Below are 2,937 nucleotides of genomic sequence, written 5' to 3'. Positions count from 1 at the left end.
TCAATTTTTTCCAGATTGGTGATTTTCTTAAACCTTGTCCTAGCAGGGCTAAGGCTGGGTTTAAAAAATTGCCAAGCGGGTGAAAAGTGGATTTTTGATGATTATTCATATTTATGCAAAGGTCTCTCTATTTTCATTATTAGTGTTTTGGCACACTGTCGCCACATTTTTTTTCCACTTTGTCCCGAGCCGTGTCCCGAGCCGGGTTCGGGATTATTCGGAGATTACTACAATTTTTGTCCCGAGCCGGGTTCAGGATTCTGGATTAGTTTCAAGACTTTTCAATCTTTGGTTATTGACAAATCATACACTCAACTGGTTATTTTGGATATTTCTGCTGAATGGTGCACTCCCTGCAAGGCTTTAGAGCCAGCGCTTATTAGTGTTGCAACAGCGTATAATAGTGGCGAATTCTCATTAACGAAACTTGAGGCAGAGGATGAAGAAGATTGCAGAGCGATTTTTGGTGCGTGGATTTCCAACCGTTATTGCCTTTATTAATGGCAGTAAAATGGATCGTTTTCATTCTGCTTGGACGCATGATTTTGTGCGTAAATTTATTGATAAAAATCTACAGGGATTTTAAATTGAAAACTGGCATTTTACTTACCAATCTTGGCACACCAGACAAGCCAACAAAGTTTGCTTTAAGGCGATATTTAAAGGAATTTTTGTCAGATGAGCGAGTCATACAGCCACCTAATAAACTGATTTGGTGGCTGGCTTTAAATGTGGTTATTTTAAACATTAGACCAGCAAAATCTGCCCAAAATTACGCCAAAGTTTGGGACAGTTTTGGCAAAGGGTCACCGCTGTTAAGTATTACCAATTTACAAGCAAAAAGCATTGAAAAAGAGCTTTCAATCAAGTGTGGTAATTTGATGCTTGAAGTAGGTATGCGTTACGGCAATCCATCAATTGATTCGGCACTTAAAAAACTTCAGGCACAAGGATGTAACAAAATCGTAGTTTTGCCGCTTTACCCACAACATTCAGACACCACAACAAGCTCCACGCTTGATGCGGTCAACAAGGCGCTTAATGACTGGAATGCCAAGCCAGAACTGGTGTTTATTGATAATTACCATCAAGATGAGGGTTATATTCAGTCTTTGACTAACTCAGTGACCGAACATCAGCAGCAATACGGTAAGCCAGACAAGCTGATGATTTCATTTCACGGCATACCACAACGATTTGTCAACAATGGTGATATTTATTACGAACATTGTGTGGAAACAACTAAATTACTCGCTCAATCACTAAATCTACAAGAGGATGACTATCAACTGTGCTTTCAGTCAATTTTTGGGCGTGAGGAATGGCTCAAGCCACAGACAAAAGCCAGTTTAGAGTCTTTAGTGCAAGATGGTGTCAGCCATGTACAGGTTATTTGCCCTGGATTTTCTGTAGACTGCTTAGAAACCTTGGAAGAGATTGATGAAGAAAATAGGGCTTACTTTATGCAAGCAGGTGGCAAAACTTTCAGTTATATCCCAGCCTTAAATGACCGTAAAGACCATGTTAAAGCGCTTTCTGATATTATTGTCAAGCAATTGCCATAGGTTCGCATAATTTATATTATGTTAAATTATACTTTTTTAAAAACAATTTTATGGGGTTTGCAGGGTTTAAGTGCATTTTTAAACAACCGCCCTATTTACCTATTAATCAAAATTCATTTATGCAACCCATTAAGTCACCTTTTTTTGATGCTACACAGAAATTTCGACAAAAAACTTGTTGGACAAACAAATATTTTCCTTATCTTTTGGATAAATAATGTCTAATTTGTTTAATATTAAGCTCATATCTCAAAATAAAAACTATGAATGTTCAACAAACGATTCCGTGCTTGAGAGTGGGCTTCGTCACGGCTTGCCCATGCATTACGAATGCGATAATGGCACTTGTGGTGCTTGCAAGGCCAAACTTGTTGACGGTGTTATTAAGAAGATCAAGCACTGTGACTTTGTTTTTCCTAAAAATGAGCTAAATAGCACTGAATTTTTAATGTGTTGTCATTCTGTTGCATCAGATATTGAGATTGAATTAGATTTGATTGATGGTGTGAAATCAATTGCCATTCAAAATATTGATACAAAAGTTAAAAACATTTACTTTATCAATAAAGGTATGGCACTTCTCACTTTAAGAACACCAAGGTCAAAAACTTTGCAATTTATGGCAGGTCAAGATGTTGAATTGTCTTTTGCAGGCAACACTTCCAGATACCCATTGGCTTCTTGCCCATGTCATGGCATGACACTTGAATTTCATATTCGCAACAACAAACTAGATGCTTTTGCACAAGCAATTTTTGACAAATCACTTAAAGTTAAAAGCAAAGTATCTTTACAAGGCCCCGAAGGTATTTTTGTTTTAAAAGAAGATTCAACACGCCCCCTACTCTTCATTGCTTGGGACAGTGGTTTTGCCTCAATCAGAAGTCTAGTTGAACATGCTTTTTCACTGCAAATGCCCAACCCAATATATTTTTACTGGGCCCACCCTGCTGCCGAATCAGCCCCCTATTTAATCAGCCACGCCAACTCATGGCAAACAATGATAGACCAATACACTTATCGCTCTATTGCTTGTGAATTCGACCGCTCCAGTAATAATGATTGTTACAAAGTGGCAAAACAAATTTTTGATGCATTGGACTTAAATATTGCCAAGCAATCTGATCTATATATTGCCGCACCAGCAGAGGTATTGATTTACTTAGGTGAATTATTACTTGAAAATGGCGTGGATGAATCTCAGCTGATTGCTTCCCCAATTTAAGTTGTTATTGCCCATCTAATAAGTCTTGAATTCGCACATTAAGTGCAATTTCTCCTAAGCCGTTAATAAATCAACAGCCTTTCCTAAAAATAACTCAACTGGTTGTTTCCCACCTCGTGTTTTTCGAGGTCTTGTGTTGAGTCGCTT

At 38.0% G+C, this 2,937-nt stretch carries 5 protein-coding genes; all 5 read left to right on the top strand.

Annotation, left to right across the window (positions count from 1 at the left end; all coding sequences use genetic code 11):
* Positions 1 to 97 precede the first annotated feature (97 nt).
* The 5 genes from CRYPD_RS08215 to CRYPD_RS07510 all read left to right on the top strand — a co-directional run bounded on the left by CRYPD_RS08215 (position 98) and on the right by CRYPD_RS07510 (position 2,790).
* Positions 98 to 367 carry a hypothetical protein gene (locus CRYPD_RS08215; RefSeq protein WP_171004399.1) on the top strand — a complete coding sequence of 90 codons (270 nt, stop codon included), beginning with the start codon at positions 98 to 100 and terminating at the stop codon, positions 365 to 367.
* On the top strand, positions 289 to 501 hold the full coding sequence (locus CRYPD_RS08530) for a thioredoxin family protein (RefSeq protein ID WP_171004400.1): 213 nt from the start codon (positions 289 to 291) through the stop codon (positions 499 to 501). The genes CRYPD_RS08215 and CRYPD_RS08530 overlap by 79 nt, the downstream gene beginning before the upstream one ends.
* Positions 440 to 586, top strand: coding sequence for a YbbN family protein (locus tag CRYPD_RS08205; protein ID WP_171004398.1), 147 nt, complete (start codon positions 440 to 442; stop codon positions 584 to 586). The genes CRYPD_RS08530 and CRYPD_RS08205 overlap by 62 nt, the downstream gene beginning before the upstream one ends.
* Before the next feature lies 1 nt (position 587).
* A complete protein-coding gene (gene hemH / locus CRYPD_RS07515; protein WP_244610281.1) occupies positions 588 to 1,565 on the top strand; it encodes a ferrochelatase in 978 nt (325 codons plus the stop codon).
* A 217-nt stretch (positions 1,566 to 1,782) separates the two neighbouring features.
* The gene (locus CRYPD_RS07510; protein ID WP_138146959.1) at positions 1,783 to 2,790 is read left to right on the top strand and encodes a 2Fe-2S iron-sulfur cluster-binding protein; all 1,008 of its coding nucleotides are present in this window, start codon (positions 1,783 to 1,785) and stop codon (positions 2,788 to 2,790) included.
* Positions 2,791 to 2,937: the final 147 nt, after the last annotated feature.

Origin of the sequence: Bathymodiolus heckerae thiotrophic gill symbiont (assembly GCF_900180345.1) — a bacterium.
GTDB lineage: Bacteria > Pseudomonadota > Gammaproteobacteria > PS1 > Pseudothioglobaceae > Thiodubiliella.
The sequence above is the reverse complement of the archived record's forward strand: the minus strand, read 5'-3'. Positions and strand labels throughout refer to the sequence as shown.

Excerpts from the sequence above, each read along its gene's own strand:
- CRYPD_RS08215 (WP_171004399.1), top strand. The coding sequence starts at position 98 with ATGATTATTCATATTTATGCAAAGGTCTCTCTATTTTCATTATTAGTG.
- CRYPD_RS08205 (WP_171004398.1), top strand. The coding sequence starts at position 440 with ATGAAGAAGATTGCAGAGCGATTTTTGGTGCGTGGATTTCCAACCGTT.
- CRYPD_RS07510 (WP_138146959.1), top strand. The coding sequence starts at position 1,783 with ATGTCTAATTTGTTTAATATTAAGCTCATATCTCAAAATAAAAACTAT.